This is a genomic window from Sphingomonas sp. TF3 (assembly GCF_003985085.1).
Taxonomy (GTDB): Bacteria; Pseudomonadota; Alphaproteobacteria; order Sphingomonadales; family Sphingomonadaceae; genus Sphingomonas.
In genome coordinates this window covers 1-632 of sequence record NZ_RWKS01000083.1, presented here as the reverse complement: position 1 = coordinate 632, position 632 = coordinate 1, and the positions used below count along the sequence as shown (strand labels likewise).

The window sequence follows — 632 nt, the reverse complement described above, 5'->3', positions numbered from 1 at the left end:
CACTGTCAGGATTTCCGTGTGTGGGCGGGCGGTTGAACATTACGCCGCCATGGCCCTGATGAAGCGCTCGCCGAAGATGACGGCGAACTGGGCCTTGGCCATGGACCACTCCCGTGGCGGCATTTTCCACTCTTTCTCCGATCGGTTCAAGATCAGATAGAGCAGCTTGGTGGCAGCCTCGTCGCTGGGAAAATGGCCCCTGGCGCGGACGGCGCGTCTGAGCTTCGAGTTCAAAGCCTCGATCGCATTTGTGGTGTAGACGATCCGGCGGACCTCGTCGGGGAACGCAAAGAACGGGATCACTTCGCCCCAGGCGCGCCGCCAGCTTTGGCCGATGGCAGGATAGCGTTGGCCCCAGGGGCCGGCCTCAAACGCGCTCAGCGCCTGTTCGGCCGCCTCTGCGCTGGGCGCGCGGTAAATCTCCTTGAGCGCGCTGGCGAGGTTCTTGCGGTCTTTCCAGGACACGAAGTCCATCGAGTTCCTGAGCAGATGCACGATGCACGTTTGGACGATCGCGTCGGGGAAGACGGCGGTGATCGCCTCGGGGAAGCCCTTGAGGCCATCGACGACGGCGAGCAGGATATCCTCGGTGCCGCGGTTGCGCAGCTCGTTCATTACCCGCAGCCAGAACT

General features: G+C 63.1%; 1 protein-coding gene. It reads right to left on the bottom strand.

Annotated elements, in window-relative coordinates; translation table 11 throughout:
* Positions 1–39: 39 nt before the first annotated feature.
* Positions 40–632, bottom strand: a 593-nt coding sequence (locus EJC47_RS20880; RefSeq protein WP_126849599.1) for an IS256 family transposase, incomplete at its 5' end; no start/stop codon positions are given.